At 50.3% G+C, this 18,836-nt stretch carries 15 protein-coding genes and 1 tRNA gene; 5 read left to right on the plus strand and 11 right to left on the minus strand.

What is annotated here, in order from left to right; translation table 11 throughout:
• Positions 1 to 17: 17 nt before the first annotated feature.
• Genes DW931_RS09880 through DW931_RS09900 form a run of 5 tightly spaced genes read right to left on the minus strand, consistent with a single transcriptional unit; the run spans position 18 to position 6,165 of the window.
• Positions 18 to 956 carry an ATP-binding cassette domain-containing protein gene (locus tag DW931_RS09880; RefSeq protein WP_107000910.1) on the minus strand — a complete coding sequence of 313 codons (939 nt, stop codon included), beginning with the start codon at positions 954 to 956 and terminating at the stop codon, positions 18 to 20.
• Positions 953 to 2,032: an ABC transporter ATP-binding protein gene (locus tag DW931_RS09885; protein ID WP_107000911.1), complete on the minus strand. Its 1,080-nt coding sequence runs from the start codon at positions 2,030 to 2,032 to the stop codon at positions 953 to 955. The genes DW931_RS09880 and DW931_RS09885 overlap by 4 nt, the downstream gene beginning before the upstream one ends.
• 11 nt (positions 2,033 to 2,043) lie before the next feature.
• Positions 2,044 to 3,168, minus strand: coding sequence for an oligopeptide ABC transporter permease (gene opp3C, locus DW931_RS09890; protein WP_022359123.1), 1,125 nt, complete (start codon positions 3,166 to 3,168; stop codon positions 2,044 to 2,046).
• 11 nt (positions 3,169 to 3,179) lie between these two features.
• Positions 3,180 to 4,247, minus strand: a complete 1,068-nt coding sequence (locus tag DW931_RS09895; RefSeq protein WP_333493356.1) for an ABC transporter permease — start codon at positions 4,245 to 4,247, stop codon at positions 3,180 to 3,182.
• Positions 4,222 to 6,165, minus strand: coding sequence for a beta-L-arabinofuranosidase domain-containing protein (locus tag DW931_RS09900; RefSeq protein ID WP_107000913.1), 1,944 nt, complete (start codon positions 6,163 to 6,165; stop codon positions 4,222 to 4,224). Before DW931_RS09900 ends, DW931_RS09895 begins: the two co-directional genes overlap by 26 nt.
• Before the next feature lie 449 nt (positions 6,166 to 6,614).
• Between DW931_RS09900 and DW931_RS09905 the strand changes: the two genes are divergently transcribed.
• Together DW931_RS09905 and DW931_RS09910 are read left to right on the plus strand one after the other, a co-directional pair.
• Positions 6,615 to 7,532 carry an AraC family transcriptional regulator gene (locus DW931_RS09905; RefSeq protein ID WP_107000914.1) on the plus strand — a complete coding sequence of 306 codons (918 nt, stop codon included), beginning with the start codon at positions 6,615 to 6,617 and terminating at the stop codon, positions 7,530 to 7,532.
• Positions 7,533 to 7,747: 215 nt separating this feature from the next.
• Positions 7,748 to 7,987: a helix-turn-helix transcriptional regulator gene (locus DW931_RS09910; protein ID WP_022359127.1), complete on the plus strand. Its 240-nt coding sequence runs from the start codon at positions 7,748 to 7,750 to the stop codon at positions 7,985 to 7,987.
• 178 nt (positions 7,988 to 8,165) lie between these two features.
• Here the strand turns inward: DW931_RS09910 and nrdG are convergent, their stop codons facing one another.
• Together nrdG and nrdD are read right to left on the minus strand one after the other, a co-directional pair.
• Positions 8,166 to 8,669, minus strand: coding sequence for an anaerobic ribonucleoside-triphosphate reductase activating protein (gene nrdG / locus DW931_RS09915; protein ID WP_107000916.1), 504 nt, complete (start codon positions 8,667 to 8,669; stop codon positions 8,166 to 8,168).
• A 287-nt stretch (positions 8,670 to 8,956) separates the two neighbouring features.
• Complete coding sequence (nrdD, locus tag DW931_RS09920; protein ID WP_117796798.1) at positions 8,957 to 11,146, minus strand: anaerobic ribonucleoside-triphosphate reductase; 2,190 nt, start codon at positions 11,144 to 11,146, stop codon at positions 8,957 to 8,959.
• Between the two features lie 735 nt (positions 11,147 to 11,881).
• Here nrdD and DW931_RS09925 point away from each other — a divergent pair.
• Positions 11,882 to 11,954, plus strand: a tRNA-Lys gene (locus DW931_RS09925).
• 261 nt (positions 11,955 to 12,215) lie between these two features.
• On the opposite strand, the gene trxA is transcribed toward DW931_RS09925, so the two are convergent.
• The 3 genes from trxA to trmB all read right to left on the minus strand — a co-directional run bounded on the left by trxA (position 12,216) and on the right by trmB (position 13,624).
• A complete protein-coding gene (gene trxA, locus DW931_RS09930; RefSeq protein ID WP_107000918.1) occupies positions 12,216 to 12,533 on the minus strand; it encodes a thioredoxin in 318 nt (105 codons plus the stop codon).
• A 61-nt stretch (positions 12,534 to 12,594) separates the two neighbouring features.
• On the minus strand, positions 12,595 to 12,738 hold the full coding sequence (locus tag DW931_RS15935; RefSeq protein ID WP_181357206.1) for a hypothetical protein: 144 nt from the start codon (positions 12,736 to 12,738) through the stop codon (positions 12,595 to 12,597).
• A gap of 250 nt (positions 12,739 to 12,988) precedes the next feature.
• Positions 12,989 to 13,624 carry a tRNA (guanosine(46)-N7)-methyltransferase TrmB gene (trmB, locus tag DW931_RS09935; protein ID WP_118482283.1) on the minus strand — a complete coding sequence of 212 codons (636 nt, stop codon included), beginning with the start codon at positions 13,622 to 13,624 and terminating at the stop codon, positions 12,989 to 12,991.
• Between the two features lie 576 nt (positions 13,625 to 14,200).
• Between trmB and DW931_RS09945 the strand changes: the two genes are divergently transcribed.
• Positions 14,201 to 15,103, plus strand: a complete 903-nt coding sequence (locus tag DW931_RS09945) for an SH3 domain-containing protein (protein ID WP_107000921.1) — start codon at positions 14,201 to 14,203, stop codon at positions 15,101 to 15,103.
• Positions 15,104 to 15,243: 140 nt separating this feature from the next.
• Here DW931_RS09945 and DW931_RS09950 read toward each other — a convergent pair whose 3' ends face one another.
• Positions 15,244 to 15,906 (minus strand): HAD family phosphatase, encoded by a 663-nt coding sequence (locus DW931_RS09950; protein WP_107000922.1) that lies wholly within the window; start codon positions 15,904 to 15,906, stop codon positions 15,244 to 15,246.
• Positions 15,907 to 16,346: 440 nt separating this feature from the next.
• Between DW931_RS09950 and DW931_RS16220 the strand changes: the two genes are divergently transcribed.
• Positions 16,347 to 18,716 (plus strand): TIGR01906 family membrane protein, encoded by a 2,370-nt coding sequence (locus DW931_RS16220; RefSeq protein WP_243036936.1) that lies wholly within the window; start codon positions 16,347 to 16,349, stop codon positions 18,714 to 18,716.
• Positions 18,717 to 18,836: the final 120 nt, after the last annotated feature.

Below are 18,836 nucleotides of genomic sequence, written 5' to 3' on the forward strand. Positions count from 1 at the left end.
TCGGCTTTCTTTTAAATCTACACCCATTTTTCCAAATCTGCATCGGTTCCGCGCACAAAATGTGTGCCCTCAATCTGATGCATCGTACCTGCGCCGTAATCCAGGCCGCTCGTCTTATAATCATAGTGCAGTGCAATCCGGCTGCGCTCTACCACCGGGTTCGGGTTCGGGATCGCCGAAATCAGGCTTCGGGTGTACGGATGTACCGGATGGGAGAAAATCTCCTCCGTCGTGCCCGTCTCCAAAAGGTAGCCCAGATGAAGAACGCCGATGCGGTCGGAAATATATTTAACCATCGAGAGGTCGTGGGCGATGAAGAGGTATGCAAGCCCCGTCTCGTCCTGGATGTCCTTCATCAGGTTGACAACCTGCGCCTGAATGGACATATCGAGCGCCGAGATACACTCATCGGCAATGATCAGCTTCGGGTTCATGACAAGCGCCCGGGCGATGCCGACACGCTGCCGCTGACCACCGGAAAACTGATGCGGGTACCGGTTTGCATGTTCCGGCGCCAGACCTACCTTGTGGAGGATGTCTGCCACCATCTCGGTCCGCTCTTTCTGGGAATGGTACCGGTGATGGATATCCAGCCCCTGTGCAATGATATCCGCTACTTTCTGGCGCGGATTTAAACATGCCATCGGATCCTGGAAAATCATCTGCATATCACTTCTGAGTCTCGCCTCTGTCTGGCGGCTCATTTTTCCGGAAATATCCATCCCGTCAAAGGTAATTTGTCCTGCGGTCGGATCGTAGAGGCGGATCAGCGCCCGCCCGATCGTCGTCTTTCCCGATCCGGATTCCCCCACAAGACCATAGGTCTCGCCCGGATTGATATAAAAACTGACATCCTCAACCGCTTTTACGGTAAATTTCCGGCTGACCGGAAAGTACTGCTTGAGTCCTTTTACTTCCAGAAGGGGCTTTTTGTTTGTCTCTGTCACTGCACTCATGCGATTCCCCCCTCTTTCTTCATTCTCTCAATTCGATCCCGAAGCTCCGGCGGCATATCGACCTTCGGCGCCTTCGGATGCAGCAGCCATGTCGCGGCGCTGTGTGTCTCCGATATCTTGAACATCGGCGGCTCCAGACGACTGTCAATGTTTAACGCATATTTATTCCGCGGTGCAAACGCATCACCCGTTACCTTGTGAAGCAGGTTTGGCGGGCTGCCCGGGATTGTGTAAAGACGTTCGTCGTCCGTTCCCAGATCTGGCATCGCGGAGAGAAGTCCCCATGTGTACGGGTGGCACGGATCGTAGAATACATCCTCGACCGTGCCGCTCTCGACGATCTTGCCTGCATACATGACGTTGACATAATCGGCAACCTTCGCAACGACACCCAGATCGTGCGTGATATAGATAACCGACAGCTGCCGTTTTTTCTGAATCTCCTGAATCAGTTCCAGAATCTTCGACTGAATCGTAACGTCCAGCGCCGTCGTCGGCTCGTCGCAGATTAAAAGCTCCGGATCGCACGCCAGTGCGATCGCAATGACGATTCTCTGGCGCATACCACCGGAGAGCTGGTGCGGATAGTTTTTGATTCGCTTCTCCGCGTCGGTGATGCCGACCAGCTTCATCAGCTCCAGCGCCTTCTTATATGCCTCTTCCTTCGGTGTATGATAATGCCAGATCATGCCTTCCATGATCTGTTTCCCAACCGGCATCAGCGGGTTTAAGGAGGTCATCGGATCCTGGAAGACCATCGCGATCCGTTTTCCGTTGATATGGCGGCGGATTTCCTCTTTTTTCATCTGCAGAATTTCTCTGGTGACCCGTTCCTCCGGGTTACGATAATATGAAAATGTGATCTGTCCGCGGTCGATCGTTCCGTTCTTTGCCAGGATTCCCATGATCGCCTTCGCAGAAACCGATTTACCGGAACCGGATTCCCCAACGATTGCAACCGTCTCGCCCCGGTTTACCGTCAGGTTGACGCCCCGGACGGCATTGACCACTCCGGCTGTCGTCTCGAAGGAAATGTCCAGATTCCGCACTCGTAAAATTTCTTCTTTTTTCTCCATGCCATTTCCTCCTACATATCCTTCATCTTCGGATCCAATGCATCACGCAGACCATCCGCCAGCATGTTAAAGCACAGCATCAGAAGTCCCATGACAATTAACGGGAACACGATCATGTACGGATGGCTTGTAAAGTTCTGATATCCACTCGAAATCAGGGAACCCAGCGAAGCCATCGGCTCCGGCACCCCCAGGCCAATAAAGGCTAAGAATGCCTCGGTAAAGATCGCATGCGGGATCGAGAACATCGTCTGTGTGATCAAAGGACCAAAAATATTTGGTAAAATCTCTTTGAAAATAATGCGGAAACTCTTTGCTCCCAGCGTCCGGGAAGCAAGCACATATTCCTGCTCTTTCAGCTTTAAGACCTCCGCGCGGGCGATTCGGCTCATGCCCAGCCACCCGGAAAACATCAGGGCGAACGTGATAGACATAAGCCCCGGTTTCATAACTAACAAAAGCAGGGTAACCGTGATCAGGTACGGAATACTGTTTAGTATCTCGACGATACGCTGCATGATCATATCGACTTTTCCGCCGAAATATCCGGATACAAGTCCATACGTCAGACCAAACGCAAGGTCGATGAATACCGCCAGAACCGCTACATAGAGGCTGATCCGCGTTCCGCTCCAGGTCCTGGTCCAGAGGTCGCGTCCCAGCGAATCGGAACCAAACCAGTAGTAGGTATCGGTCAGACTGTTGCTCTCATAATAGTTGATTTCTTTGCTTCCGGTGGATGTACGGATCGTCTCAGAACCATCTAAGATACCCATATTTTCCAGCCCCGGCACTCTCGGCGCCATGTTCTGGTTGGTAATAATCTGCTGATCGTAGGTAAACTGGTTCATGTGAGGTCCGACAAGCGCCATCACAATCAGAAACAGAATACAGACAAAGCTGAACATTGCGCCCTTATTTTTCTTAAACCGTGCAATTGCCTCTTTCCAGTAGCTCTGGCTTGCAAAGTTTGTATCGACATGTTCAAAGCCGTCTTTGTGCTGGAATTCAAAATCATCGTCCAGAAATTCGATCTGGCTTAAATATTCTTCGGGTGATAACACATGCTCCCGAACGGAAGCCGCATCCCCGCCTGTCATTTTCTCATCTGTCTTTTCGTCACTCCGTTTTTTCATGCCATCACCTCTCAATCCGATTTCTTCGCCAGACGGATTCTCGGGTCGATAATTCCGTACAGGACGTCAACCACCAGCATCAGGACAATGTACATGACACTGTAGATAAATGCCAGCGAAATCGTCACGTTGTAATCGTTGGACTGAATCGCTGCAATCATTAAACTTCCGATGCCCGGAATCGAGAAGATCTTCTCGATAACCAGGGAACCAATCATCAGATCGACAACCAGCGGCGCCAGTACCGTAATGATCGGGATCAGCGCGTTTCGAAGTGCATGGCGCACCAGAAGCGGGCGTCCCGTGATTCCCTTGCTCTCCGCAAGCAGCATGTAGTCGCTGTCCAGCACCTCCAGAAGGGAGGTTCTCGTAAATCGAGCCACCGTCGCTACCGTAAACATCGACAGCGCCAGCATCGGCATGATCGACGATGCGAAGAACTTCTTGCCGTCAAACAGAAGCGGCAGCCACTGTGCCTTGTAGCCGATGAAATATGCCATAACCAATGCAAAAACATAGGACGGAAGGCTGACGCCCAGAACTGAAATCACAGTACAGATGGTATCAAGCCAGCTATTTTTCTTGAGCGCTGCCAGAATACCTAAAATCAGTCCGACTACCGCACCGAAGGAAACTGCCTCCAGTCCGATTCCAAAGCTGACCGGCACACGGTTCTTTAACAGAACCGAGATGGAGGTATCCTTGGAGATAACATACGATACACCAAAATCGCCCTGCAGCAGGTTCTTCACATACGTGAAAAACTGTACGATCAACGGTTTGTCCAGTCCATATTTCTTCGACATCATCGCAATCTGATCCGCGGTCAGCTTTTCATCGTTGAACGGAGATCCCGGCATCAGCTGCAGCAGCATAAAAAGTACCAGGATGATGATCAGAAGCGTGACAAGAGAAATCATGATACGTTTTCCGATATATTTCTTCATGTCCGTACTCCCTTCTTTCTTAATATAATACGTCTCTCTCCTTCTCTTATAGCCCGGATATTCTTTCAACTCCGAAGTATAAAATAAGACAAACGGTTTTATCTCTCTATTCCTGCATCCACACGCGCATATGCGTCATGCCGCGGTTGCACCATGCATAGTACGGAATTGCCTGCAGGGTTACCACCTCTTCCGGTGCCGCATCTTCTGCATAAAGCGCCGGATTAACCGCCGTTTTCTTCCGGCAGCCCGTCACGCGCAGCGCCACGATACCTTCCAGCAGATCCGCCTGATACGGAAGCACTTCAATCTTCGCCTCCCGCGGAATCCGCAGTGTCTGAAGATCCTCTCCGTTGTCCACGCCCTCAAAGGTGTAGATGATTGGTCCGCGTCTGAGTGCCACGCATCCGGCATCCGCCCGCACCATCGGGTGTGCATAGACCCGCTCCGGCTCCATCTCCATCTCGCAGGAAACAGTATCACCAGGCTGCCAGCTTCTCTGGATCATCCAGTAGCCCTTGTCTGTCTTGACTGCCCCGGAAACCGGTATGCCATTGACCTTCACCTGCATCTGATGGCACCAGCCCGGATAACGGACTGCCAAAGTAAATTCTGCTCCCGCCTGCTCCGGTTCTACCGTGTAGGTAACGGAGCCGTTCCACGGATATTTCGATGTAAGCGCTATCTTCACGCCGCCCGCTGTTTCAAAGGAAGCCGTTCCCCCGACAAACAGGTGGGAATAGATCGTATCTTCACTTGAAGACCATACATAAGAACCAAGTGAAGTCATCAGACGCGCCAGGTTCGGAGGACAGCATGCACAGTCATACCAGCCGATCCGCTCCGGTGTGTATTCTTCTTCGCCATATGCGTTGGTCGGCATGCCCGGATTGGCTTCAAGCTGATTGATATAAAAGAATTTCGTTCCGTCTAACTGCATGCCGCTGATGGTTCCGTTGTAAATCTCCCGCTCTAGAATATCCGCATACCGCGCGTCCGGATCCGCCTCCAGCATCTGTTTCGCAAAAAAGCAGACCCCCACCGCCGCACACGTTTCCGCGTAAGCGGTATCATTCGGCAAATCATAATCCACGGTAAATGCCTCGCCGTAATAGGTGGAACCGATTCCACCCGTTATGTACATCCGCCGGTCTACCATGTTGTCCCACATCTTCCGGCAGGCTGCCATCAGCGCCTCATCGTGATTCTGCGCTGCCAGGTTTGCCGCCGCCGTCAGAAGATACATACAACGGACCGCGTGTCCTTCCACCGTATCCTGCTCACGCACCGGCTTGTGGTTCTGCATGTAGGACGGCGGCTGCTTGTCCATGTAATCGGTGCGGCTCCAGCTTCTAGCCGCCGCTTCTTTATGGAAGAACTCCGGATCCCGTCCGCGCTCATCGATAAAATATGCCGCCAGCTTCCGGTATCTCTCTTCCCCGGTTGCCTGATAAAGCCGCATCAGCGCCAGCTCGATCTCCTCATGTCCCGGAATGCCGGTTACTTTGCCTGCTTCCCGTCCGAACCGCCGATCGATATGATCGCACAGCTTGCAGCAGATATCTAAAAGCTTCGTCTTTCCCGTCGCCTGATAGTACGCGACGCCTGCCTCCGTCATATGTCCGGCACAGTACATCTCATGGCAGTCCGTCAGGTTCTGCCACTTATGTTCCGACTCCGCCGCAATGAAATAGGTATCCAGGTAGCCGTCCGGCTGCTGCGCCCGCCCGATCAGGTCGATGATCGCATCGGCACGCGCCTCCAGCTCTGGATTTGCCTCGACGGTCAGTGAGTACGCCACCGCCTCCAGCCATTTCGCCAGGTCGCTGTCCTGAAATACACGCCCGTAATACGTTCCTTTCTCATCTCCCGCTGCAATGCGGAAGTTTTTAATCACATGGCTCTTTCGGATTCCGGACACCTCATCGTGAAGCACCCGTTCCTGATACGGAAGCATCGTGTGAATTACCACATTCTGTACCCGCGAAAAGAACGGGTCGTCTATCTTTACCTGTTTCAAATCAATGAAACTTGTCTCCTTTTTTATCATTCACAGAAAACCTCCTGATTTATTATTCACTTATCCGTAAGCGCCTATCAATAATCTGAAAAAGGCTTCTTTTTTTGTATGTTTTCTTATAAGTATACCATTCAAATAGTGGAAAAGCGATCTAACACATTTTGCATATTATAGAAAAGAATACGCGTATTTTTATAGAACAAAATCAGCCTGATTTCATTCCTTCTTTTTCTCTGATTTTTCTTTATTCTTCATTCATCCCCTCTTATTTTCCCAAGTAGAGTGTTTTATTTCTGCAAATATAAGGGATTTGCCAAACAGATTCTTGCTGTTTTTCTTTCTATTTGATATAATAAAATTGATATTTTAAATTTGTTTAACAACCTGACAAAGTTGTCCTGTTTTTCGTTTGCTTCTCTGCGGTTCAGACAGGATTCCTGTTACGTGGCTGTTTTTATTTAAACGGGAGTACATACATCATGAATTTTATTAATTTAAACTGTCCGCCCCTTCCTTATTTTATCGTCGGAGGCGGATGTGTTTACCGCCCCGGCGATATCCATGAGCGCCGGACGATCCGAAATGTCTTTGATCTTATCTATGTTCACAGCGGAACTTTATATCTCGAACAGGATCCGTTCCGCGTTGAACTGAATGCCGGGCAGTTTTTTATCATTACCCCCGATACCCCGCACCGCGGCAGCCGCGTCTGCCAGGAAAAGACCACGACGAGCTGGGTGCATTTCTATACCAACGGTAAATACAGCCTGTCCGATGAATTTTACCCGGACAACGTAACCCGGCGCGCCGCGCCGAAATTTTACTATTCGCCGCAGAATTTCATTCTCTCCCTGCCGCGCACCGGCACCGTGCCGGAAGCCAACCGGGAGAAGCTGGAAAAGTATCTGCAGCGGATGAACCTGGTTTCTTTCAGCAAATACACACAGAAAAAGAGCTTTCCATCCTCCGTGCGGACGCCGTTTGAGCTCCAGCATGATTTCATTGAATTTCTCCAGGTTCTCTATGCGCCGTACTGCTACAGTCGCGAGAAGGAAAGCATCGCCCGGACGCTGCGCGACTACCTGGATGCCCACTACACGGAGGAGATCTCCTTAAACGATCTGGCGCGCCAGTATTCCTACAGCCCGTCCCACTTAATCCGCAGTTTCCACCAGGCATACGGCGCCAGCCCGATGCAGTACCTGAAAAAACTACGCATCGAACACGCCTCCCAGCTTCTCCTCCACTCCGACGCCACGATCCAGTCGGTCGGTGAGATGGTAGGACTGCGGATCCCCTCCTATTTTATCCGCGTATTTAAGCAGGAGATCGGCATCACCCCGGCGCAGTACCGGATGTTTTACGCAGAAGAGAACGGGGGGAGTGAGGCGCCTTAAAGGCGATTCACAGCTGATGTTTTTTACTATCTATTTGTTTTCGTAAGAACTGCCATGAGCGTGGCAGTTCTTTTTTTATACCCAAACCAGTGAATCGTTTCTAATGTATCTATAAGTTCCTCTACATCAGCTATTGTTTAAGCCAGTTATCCGCACATTGAAAATCCTTTATATTTAAGGTAACACTGTGTGTATACAAAGGAGGAAATTCCGAATTGAAAACTGTCACGATTAAACTTCGCATTCATAAACTTTTGGCTGAAAAGCGTCTGACGAAATACCGTTTTATCGCCATGACCGGGCTTGGCTATAAAAATGCCAGCCGAATTCTGGACAATGAAACTGAATCCATCCGCTTCAGCACCATCGCCCGCATCTGCTCCGCACTGGACTGTACGCCCGGCGATCTATTTGAAGTTCATGAGGAAGAAGATCCTTACGATGGAATGTATTAAACATTCGGAAACAAGTGATTTCATGTGCGGATCGCACGCCAAAAAAGAGCTGTCAACCGACGGTTTGCACCGGCTTTTGTGACAGCTCTTTTTAGCGATCCTATTTTCAAGTAAAAAGCATTCTTACGCGGTTACTGCAGCAATTTCTGTAACTCCCTCTCTGTAAACCTGAACTTTCCTATTTTCCCTGCTTCCGCAGCTTTTTAAGCTCCAGAATTCTCTGGTTCCGGCTTCCGCGAAACTGCAGGGTCAGATCCTTCTCCGCTTCCACGAACTCTCCGTCCACCAACACATCTACATAGGACAGCATCTCGTCTGTCACCTCTGTATGGACAACGCCGCCGGCTGCCAGATCCCGATCCCAGAGATAGCCGCTGTAGCACCAGATATCCTTCTCCGGATACGTCTCGCGCACCTTCCGGAGTAAATGTACCAGTTCCATCTGGTTTTCCGGCTCAAACGGTTCTCCGCCGAGCAGCGTAAAGCCCTGTATATATCCCGGCTCCAATGCCGCTAAAATCTCTTTCTCCGTCTCTTCTGTATATAACTGTCCATATCGAAAATCCCACGTCTCCGCATTGAAACAGCCCTTGCAGTGATGGCGGCAGCCCGACACAAACAAGCTGACGCGCACGCCCGGACCGTTGGCAATATCATGCTTTTTAATGGTTCCGTAATACATCTCTTCCTCCCCTAGACCAATGTACTCTCGGAGTCTTTCTACACTCGCTTTTGCGGCTGATTTTCCGCCAGCCGTGCCCGAATTTCATCAACGTACGCACCGCGTACGTCTCAGAAATTTGGACACAACTGACAAAAAATCATCTCACAAAATCAAGCACAGAAAGATTCCGAGAGTACATTACCAGAAAACCGGAACCGCTGCCGGGCAGTGATTCCGATTTTCCGTCTCATTTTCCATTTATTATAATCGTCCGACGCCTGGCAAGCCAAAGCCTTCACCACATCCTACAGATGCAGCACCCGATCCCGGATCTCCTGGGTACGTCCCTGGTTCCAGAACTGGGTTCCGATGTAGCCGCAGGTACGGCGTGCGACAAAGAGCTTGTTCTGGTCGCGGTTGCCGCAGTTCGGGCACTCCCACACCAGCTTGCCAGCCTCATCCTCAACAATCTTGATCTCGCCGTCATAGCCACACTTCTCACAGAAATCACTCTTGGTGTTCAGCTCCGCATACATAATATTATTGTAGATAAACTGCATCACAGAGAGAACTGCCGGAATATTAGTCTGCATATTCGGCACCTCGATGTAGCTGATCGCACCGCCCGGGGAGAGCTTCTGAAACTCTGCCTCAAATTTCAGCTTACTGAACGCGTCAATCTTCTCGGATACGTGTACATGGTAGCTGTTCGTGATATAGTTCTTATCCGTAACGCCCGGAATGATACCGAAGCGCTTCTGCAGGCATTTTGCAAATTTATAAGTCGTAGACTCCATCGGCGTGCCGTATACAGAATAGCTGATGTTCTCCGCCTCTCTCCACTCTTTGCATTTATCATTCAGACGCTGCATAACTTTCAGTGCAAATGGCTTCGCCTCCGGATCGGTGTGGGATTTTCCTAACATCCGCATACACATCTCATACAGACCTGCATATCCCAGAGAAATCGTAGAATAGCCGTTGTACAGGAGTTTGTCGATCGTCTCACCCTTTTTCAGGCGGGCAAGCGCACCATTCTGCCACAGAATCGGCGCCACATCGGAGATCGTGCCGAGCAGCCTCTCATGACGGCAGCGGAGCGCACGATGGCACAGTTCCAGTCTCTCATCGAGAATCTGCCAGAAACGGTCCATATCTCCCTCCGAAGAACAAGCCACATCGACCAGGTTAATCGTGACAACACCCTGGTTGAAACGTCCATAGAATTTATGCTTGCCGTTCGGCAGCATCTGGGAATCCTCTACCGTCAGGAAAGAACGGCAGCCCATGCACGGGTAAACCTCGCCCTTCTTTAATTCTTTCATAATCTTAGCAGAAATGTAGTCCGGAACCATCCGTTTCGCGGTACATTTCGCTGCCAGCTCAGTCAGGTGCCAATATTTCGAACCTTCCGTAATATTGTCCTCATCCAGCACATAGATAAGCTTCGGGAACGCCGGTGTGATCCAGACGCCCTTTTCATTCTTGACGCCCTGCATTCTCTGCAGCATCACTTCCTCGATGATCATCGCAAGGTCATCTCTGGTCCGTCCCTCCGGAACCTCGTCCAGATACATAAATACCGTGACAAACGGAGCCTGTCCGTTACAGGTCATCAGGGTGATAAGCTGGTACTGGATCGTCTGGATGCCGCTCTTAACCTCCTCGCGCAGACGGCGTTCGGTCACGCGGTTGATGATATCCTCATCCAGTGCCTCGCCGCACTCGGTGCGCTCTGCAATCACGTTCTTGCGCAGCTTCTGACGGCTGATGTCCACAAACGGTGCCAGATGCGCCAGAGTAAAGGACTGTCCGCCATACTGGTTGCTGGCTACCTGCGCCACGATCTGGGTAGTCACGTTGCAGGCCGTAAAGAAACTGTGCGGCTTCTCGATCATCGTCTCACTGATCACAGTGCCATTCTGCAGCATATCCTCCAGATTGATCAGGTCGCAGTTGTGCTCCTTCTGTGCAAAATAGTCGGTATCATGGAAATGGATGATGCCTTCCTCATGCGCGCGGACGATCTCCTCCGGCAGCAGCACACGCTTGGATAAGTCCTTGCTGACCTCGCCCGCCATGTAGTCACGCTGGGTCGAGTTGATGACCGGGTTCTTGTTGGAGTTTTCCTGATTCACTTCTTCATTAATATGGTCCAAAAGTGCCAGGATGCCGTTATCGGTCGTGTTGGACTTGCGTTTTAACTCCCTGCGGTAGCGGTAGCGCACATATTTCTGTGCAACCTCATAACCACGCATCTCCATAATGCTGGTCTCTACCATATCCTGGATATCTTCCACATTCACCGCGTGCGGCATCTCCTGCACCTGCTCGGCGATCGTATCTGCAATCGCTTCAATCTGGTACGGGTTCATCTGGTGAATACGCTCCACATTGCCGTTTGCTTTCGTGATCGCATTTACGATCTTCGCCCGGTCAAAATGTACTTCTTCTCCATTTCGTTTGATTACATTGGTTGTTACTGTGTCTTCCATCCCTGTTCCCTCTCCTTACCCTTAAGCCCGTTTTATGACTTGTCTTCTATAATCTATAAATTGACTCGCCGGTTCCCGTTTCTGTGATTTCTCTTTCTACTTTTATGGCATACATCGAACATCCATCTGTATCCATTTCCCGTCCCCCAGCTTACTCTCATTTCCTCATTCATGAGAGCAACGCCTTCTTCTGACAGGCTATTTTTCATGTCCGGATGCCTTCACTGACAGGATTCTTTTCCGTTCCGACTTGTCTTACGATTGGCTTTATTTTTGATTTGTATTTAGGTAATTTTTAGAATTACACACAAAATATTGAACTCGTTTTCTTTCATAACACAATATATAGTGTGTTCGTCGTGACGTATTTAAGCATACACCAATTAGATTAAAAATGGAAGAGGATTCCCCTATATTTTTTCGAATCAGAATTTTGCACAAAAATCATTTTCTCCCTTTACAAACACCCAAATCTGTGATCCCCTTTCCACGACGTTCTTTCCAGACTTATCCACCGTCCCATGTGCAAAACCCACCTCGTCATTTCTCCCATGGCTGCATCCCATATACCCTCTGAGTCTCCTTCGCCCATACCCTTATCTGTTTTAAAAATACCGAAAATAATGCTTTTTAAAATATTTTTAAAAATATTTAAAAAACTGTTGACATTTTATTCTGGATGGAGTAGAATAACACATGTCTTACGGATGAGGCATCCGCAAGAAAACAAAATAAGCGCCTTTAGCTCAGTTGGTAGAGCAGTAGACTCTTAATCTATTTGTCCAGGGTTCGAGTCCCTGAAGGCGCACTATCAAGTGCTTGTTTCGCAGACCGAGAGCTGTGGGGCAGGCACTTTGTGCGTTAGCAATGAGGCGTGCAAAGAAAAAAAGAGATGGCGGATGACGCGTTGTGCTTGCACATAAACAGCATCCGTTATCTCTTTTTTTCTTTATAGGGCGAATGCCCGACAGCGAGGAAAAGCGCCAGCTTTTTCGAGCTGCCGCACGCCGGATTTCAAAGATGCGACTCTTTTCAAACTGCCCCACGCCGGACTCCAAAGACGCAGCTTTTACAGCGCCCGCCCAATCGCCTTCTCCACTTCCTTCTTTGAACTAGCGCCGACTTCCTTGCTGAACACTTCCCCATTCCGGAAAATAATCATCGTCGGGATCGACATAACCTTATACTGGACTGCAATATCCGGGTTCTCATCGACATTCAGCTTTCCGATCTTCACTTTTCCCTCATACTCGCCCGCCAGCTGCCCGATCACCGGCGCCATCATCTGGCACGGACCGCACCAGTCTGCATAAAAATCAACCAGTACCGGAATCTCCGATTTCAGTACCTCCTCCTCAAAATTCGCGGTCGTAAACTTCATTTCCATCACTCATTTCCTCCTTTCGTTCTATCCATACAGGCAGTCAACAGAAGTGCCCTGTTTCTCTTTACGACGGCTTCTTTTTACCGCCTCCCAGTGCCTTTGCTGCCTCTTCCATCGATTTTTTCCATTTTAACGCCTGTTTATTCAGTTCTACCTTATCGCTGGTCGCCTGAATGAGTTTCCGTGTAAGCTGCTTTTTAATATCCATTCCTGACTTCTGGCAAACGCTCTGCGCACCTCGTTACCATTCATGTGAGTCCAGGTTTCTCACAAAAAGCACCGCCGCGCATCCAGCCATCCTTCTTTATATTATAGTAAATATATGCAGCTTTTATTTTCTTTATTCCGGCTCTGCCAGCTCAGATAACCGTTAAATACGGCAAATTCCTGCTACCACCACGTTTTCCTACGGCACTTTCGGTTCTAAAAGTGCCTACCCGTGTACAGTAACGATTTTCCTACCGCACTGCTACCAGCTTACAGATCGGCTTGCCCTGCGCCGAGAACTTTGCCTCGTACTCGGTCATGACGTTGCCCTCTGCCATCTCGCTGTGGTGCAGGTCACGGGTATATTCTGTGATGCGCCAGCCCGCCTCCGGGATGGCTTCCAGGGAATAGGAAAATAAATCCTGGTTGTCCGTCTTGAACTCGACTCTTCCATCCTTCTGGAGAATCTGATCGTACACTGCCATAAATGGCGGCGAGGTCAGTCTCCGTCTCGCATGGCGGTCCTTCGGCCACGGATCCGAAAAATTCAAATAAATCCGCTCTACTTCCCCCGGTCCAAAAATCTCTGCCAGTTCTCTGGCATCCTCACATAAGAAATAGATATTGGACAGTTCCATCTGTTCTCTCTTGCGGATCGCCTTTAAAAGAACCGTCGAATATTTCTCAATACCAACAAAATTCACATCCGGGTTGCGGGACGCCTGCTCCAAAATAAACTGGCCTTTACCCATACCCACCTCGATGCGGATCGGATGGTCATTTCCAAAAATCTGCTGCCAGGTTCCCTTCTTCTCCTTCGCCCCATGAACCACATGCGGGTTTTCTTCTATCATCTGCTCTGCGCCCGGTATATGGCGTAATCTCATCTTCGTTCCTCCTGCTGTCTACAATCTGCGCCGCCCCGGATGGACTTTCTTCCGTACCGTATCATTCCGTTGAGACGCCCCGGCTTACCCGCCGGATCTATCCTTATCTTACCATTGAAGCCCCCATTTCGCAAGCAAAGGTGCTCTATTTTCACACCATTTTACGATCCCCGTGTTACTGTTCACGCATACATGCCCAGTAACGGAATTTGCCGTGGCTTCGCATTTAAATATGGCAAATTCCTGCTGCCCCCACGTTTTCTTGCGGCACTTTCGGTTCCAAAAATGCCTGCCCATAAACAGCCTCCCCTCTCCTTCATGCCGTCCTTTCTAATCCGTCCGACTTTGTGTCCTTTTCTTACAAATTTCATAACTTTTCCAATTTTTATCATTTTATAGATGAATAATTCAAGCGATTATATTATAATAATTTTAGGACAAAACCAAACATACGGTCACGAAATGACTGCCGTCTTTTCACCCCTTCGCCGGACATTCAAAAGTCAGGATCCGTCCGGGAACAGCCGCCGGCACGCCGGTTTCGGACCTGCATCATATACACAGGAGGATATGCCTATGGGAACAACAGCTAACACAGGTCAGAGCACCTGGGAACAGATCCACGGCGGGGTCCGCGAGACCGAGCGCCTGATCGGACAGAAGAATTATAACCTGGCGATGGTGAAAGCCCGCCAGACCCTTGAATACATGGTCAAATGCCTCTGCGAGCGGTATGGCATTCTGGAAACCGGTCTTCTGGAGATGATCGACGCCCTCTACAGCGCCGGAAAAATCAGCAAGACCACCTGCGAACATTACCACAAGATCCGCACGATCGGCAACAAGGCGATCCATGAGGGAGACAACAGCGCCTACAACGCCAATCAGGCGCATCACCTTCTGTCGCAGGAGGTCTACACCTTCGCAAATGACTACAATGACACAAAAAAATCCACCCGGGCTTCCCGAAGTGCAGCTCCAACCCCCGCTTCTTCCCGCCTTCGCGGGAACAGCCGACATTCCTCTGCCAGCTCTGGAAACGGAAAACCTGCCGGCACACGTTCCGGCAGCTCCGAGGGACGCCGTCCGCGCGCCTATGCAGGCGGTCCGTCTTTTGAATTTCGAAGCATTATTAAACCAGTGCTTCTGATTATTATTATCATCCTGCTGCTTTTGATCATCAAGATGATACGCCCTGCGACGGATGCCAAACCGGATTCTACTGCAGCCGTCAGCACCGAATCGCTGGCTCCAGAAACCGAGGCAGAGACCGTTGCCGCAGAATCGACCGTTTACCGGACCACCGACACAGTCAATGTCCGCCCGGAACCATCCACCGACACCGACAGGATTGGTGTTCTAGCACCAGATACCGATGTGGAATATCTCCGTGATTACGACGAAAAATGGGCGGTAATCAGCTACAACGGACAGGAAGCCTACGTTTCCAGAGACTTTATCCGGCAGGTTTCGCAATAATCAGCCAAAAAAGGAACCATACATGCAGTGATTCTTCTCCCTGACATACATGGTTCCTTTTCATTTTCTTTGTACAATGGTTCATCACTTTCGCAATTATACTTTCCGCAATGAATCCCTGAATTTACTCAACTCAAATTTTACTTTAAATCCCGAATTTTCTCCGCCAGCGGCACAATCTCCTCCAGCGAATTTAACTCATAGTCCGCCAGACTCCGGTCAAAGGAAAAACGGTTATCGATGAGCGCCGCCACTGTCATTCCCGCGCAGTGCCCCGCCGTGATGCCGACCGTCGAATCCTCAATCACAAGGCACTCCTCCGGCTGCAGACCCATCTGCTCCGCCGTATAGAGGTAAACCGCCGGATCCGGCTTGCTGCGCTTGAACGTACTCGCACTGATCATCCGCTCCAGACGGGACGCCACGCCATTTTCCTTTAAAATGCGCTCCACCTGCTCAATATTCGTCGCGGATGCGACCGCCAGCCGGAAGCCCTCTGCTTTCAGGCGGTCCATCACATCCAGAATCTCCGGGCGGAAGATCGAGAGATAATCAATCGAATTAAAAATGTCCGTCCAGCGCCCCAGATACTCGTCATGCAGCTCCTGCCAGGTCTGACCATTGTGGATCGCCTTCTCCACAACCATCCAGCAGTCCTGCTTCGTCGTCCCCACCGTTCCGTGCAGACTCTCCAGAGTCACCTCCGGATTTTTCGTTTTTGCATATTCATACAGATAATTCAAATAAATTCCTTCACTGTCAATGATGACCCCATCCATATCAAAGATGACTGCCTTTATCATATTCGTATCCTCTCTCTTTCTGCTCCAGATTATAACATCTTCCCCCAGTATACAGGAATCCCCCGCCAGCTGACAAGCCCCTATTCCACCCTCCCGCCATTCTTTCGAAAAATTTATTACTGTTCACGCATCGTGCCCAGTAACGGAATTTGCCGTGGCTTCGCATTTAAATATGGCAAATTCCTGCTGCCACCATGTTTTCTTACGGCACTTTCGGTTCCAAAAGTGCCTACCCGTAAACAGTAACAAAAATTTCACATATTTTTCCATTTCGCGCCTTTTCATGCTTCCCCGAAACTGTTATACTGGATAACGAAACGGAAACTTTAACATACAGAGCCGTTTCAAGGAAAATAGAACAAACGACCTCTTTACAAATTTATCACATAAAATGAAAGGCTGCAGCTGTACCACAACCCGACAGCCGCGAAAGGTTTTATATGACACAGAAAAAAACATATTTAAGCTGGCTTCTGGGGCTTATCTGTGCTTTCAGTCTGATGATCGTGTTTCTGATCACTTCGGTGGAAGCCGTCGCCTACTGGACGCCGCATTATTATGAAAATGAATACACCCGCTACCAGGTTGCCGATGATGTCCATATGGAGATGGACGACCTGCTTTACGTGACGGACGAGATGATGGCGTATCTGCGCGGCAGCCGCGACGATCTGAACATTGACACCGTCGTAGACGGGACGCCGCGCGAATTTTTCAACGCTAGGGAGAAGGCGCACATGGCGGATGTCCGTAACCTCTTTCTCGGAGGACTGGCGCTGCGCCGCCTCTGCCTGTTTCTGGCAGTGGCATCGGTTGCACTGCTGGCACTTTTCAAGGTTCCGTTAAAACACCTGCTGCCACGGATGCTCTGCGCCGGGACGGTTTTATTTCTGGGCGTGACCGCCCTGCTTGCCGGGATCATTTCCACTGATTTTACGAAATATTTTATTATTTTCCACAAAATCTTCTTTACCAATGATCTCTGGCAGCTCGATCCGCGGACCGATCTTCTGATCAACATCGTGCCGGAACCATTTTTCATGGACACCGCCGCCCGGATCGGCATCACCTTCTGCCTGATGACCGGCGCCCTGTTTCTTCTCTGCCTTGCATGTATCCTGCGGGAACACCGCAGGGGCAAATCAGGGGCAGAAAATTCCGGAAATTCCGGAGGCGTCAGCTCTCCAGGTAGTTCCAGCCACCCGGCTGCTCCGGATTTGAAGACGAAAATAGCTGGCAGCACAGGCAGCAAGTTGTCCTTGTTTTTAATTGGTACACTTTTGCTGTCCCTGCTCGCCGCCCCGATGCAGGCGCTTGCCTCCACCGACTGGCCAGCGGACATTTCCATTGACTCCGATGCCGGGATCGTCATGGACGCCAACACCGGAGTCGTTTTATATGGAAAAAACATCCACGAAACCTACTCTCCTGCCAGTATCACGAAGGTTCTGACCTCCCTCATCGTTCTGGAGCACTGTTCCCTCGATGAGACAGTCACCTTTTCCGAGAGCGCGGTCTACAACGTGGAATCCAACAGCAGCAGCGCCGGATACGATACAGGCGATACTGCCAGCGTCAAGGACTGCCTCTACGCCCTGCTTTTAAAATCAGCCAATGAGGCTGCCAACGCACTCGCCGAGCACGTTGCTGGCTCCGCTGATGCATTTGCTGTTTTGATGAATGAAAAAGCCGCCGAGCTTGGGTGCCAGGATTCGCATTTTGCAAATCCGAGCGGTCTGAATAACGAGGAACACTATGTCAGCGCCTACGACATGGCGCTCATCACGCGGGCGGCATTTGAAAATCCTACGTTTGCCAAGATCGTCGAGACAACCTACTATAAACTGCCGCCGAACCAGAAAAATCCCGAGGGACAGGGCATCTCCCCGGGCAATAAGCTGGTCAAAAAGAACTGGCCGCAGTACTACCGTCCGGACGTTCTCGGCGGCAAAACCGGTTATACCTCCATCGCCCTCAACACACTGGTCAATGGTGCCAGACAGGGCGATACGACACTGATTACCGTCATCCTGCACAGCAACAACACGCAGTATGAGGATACCAGCCGGCTGCTCGACTTTGGATTTAACAATTTCCAGTCGGTCAAAATTGCAGATTATGATCAAACTTTTTCAAATATCGGAAAAGATTTAAAAATTGCAGATGTGTCTACCGCCGGGGGCGAATCCCTGTCCATCGACCCAGATAGCCGCGTGGTACTTCCAAAAACAGCGGATTTCTCGGAGACAACGACCTCCTTCGACTATGAGATCCCGGCTGGCGCACCGGACGGCACGATCGCCTGTGTCACTTATTCGCTCGGCGATCACAAGGTTGGCCAGGCATATCTGACCCTCACCGACAGCAGCCAGACAGCGGCAGATATTCCCGAAAAGCTCGTATCCCAGGCGGCAACAGCTACCGCGCAGGACAGCTCCGACACTGCCCTCTCAAACGGCTCCTCGGAGGCCTTGCCGCTCTCCAATCCGCCCGAATCGGCTGCTAATCAGGAAAATAGTTCCACCGGTAAATCCTTTGGACAGCTGTTTCATATTTCCGTCCGCGTTCCACCGGCATTCATCGCCGCACTGACCGCCATTCTTGTCGTGATCGGCGCGGTCACCGCCGGCATCCGTTTTCTCCAGATGCAGCGCCGCCAGGAGGAGGACGCCCTCGCAGAACGCCGCAGACGGCGCGCGGAACGTCTGCGCGACAGCGGAATGTCCGAAGCAGATTTCGACCTGATGATGCAGGACCGCCGAACGGCGCTGGCGAAAAAAAGGAAGAAACGATCGCATAAAATCCCATAACTGACACAAAAAGAGTTACCAGATGTGGAAATTCTCTTCTTTTACCTTACTCTAAACAGGCAGGAGAAACATTTCCATATCCAGTAACTCTTTTCTATGAATTTTTTCTTTTCTCTAATT

It is taken from the genome of Clostridium sp. AM43-3BH (assembly GCF_003479985.1).
GTDB lineage: Bacteria > Bacillota > Clostridia > Lachnospirales > Lachnospiraceae > Otoolea > Otoolea fessa.